Genomic DNA, 649 nt, shown 5'->3' on the forward strand with positions numbered 1-649 from the left:
GCACGAATCACCAGTCTTGCTTTTTTTCCTAAACGCTGTGTTGCTTGCTCTATTGTTGTTTTAACCGGATTTTTTTTCAGCACATTTTTGTTTTTAATCATTACGTTTTTGAAAATTTGTGGCACAGGTTCAAAGCGCTGACACAAGTGACTCATAGGAATTTGGATTTCTTGCATACAAGCTAAAATCTGCAAAGCAGCTACTAAACCATCACCCGTTGTACCAAAATCACTCAGCACAATATGCCCAGAAGCTTCACCCCCAACATTATATCCCTTCTTGCGCATCGCATCGACCACATAGCGATCCCCTACCTTTGTCCGAACAAGATCTAACCCTTTGCTGTTTAAGAAGCGCTCGAGCCAAGATCGGTTTCAGAAGCACAGATTACCTATCGAGGCTCTTTCCTAAGAATGTTACGTGATTATTCGATCAACTCTCTCAAAATCTTCACGATCTTTCCAGAGAAGCACACGCTTTTGAAAGGGTATCATGATGTGTAATAATATCTACCATCTCTGTCACAACAGCATCAAGCATTTCTCTCTCATCGCCTTCCCCCATAATACGAATTACGGGCTCGGTTCCAGAAGCACGAATCACCAGTCTTGCTTTTTTTCCTAAACGCTGTGTTGCTTGCTCTATTGCT

General features: G+C 42.1%; 2 pseudogenes. Both read right to left on the reverse strand.

From position 1 onward, the window contains the following. A pseudogene (gene glmM / locus ACFIO5_RS12360) lies at positions 1-362 on the reverse strand (phosphoglucosamine mutase); the annotation flags it as partial. An 88-nt stretch (positions 363-450) separates the two neighbouring features. Beyond that, positions 451-649, reverse strand: a pseudogene (glmM, locus tag ACFIO5_RS12365) (phosphoglucosamine mutase); the annotation flags it as partial.

Source organism: Bartonella sp. AA86SXKL, from assembly GCF_042196885.1.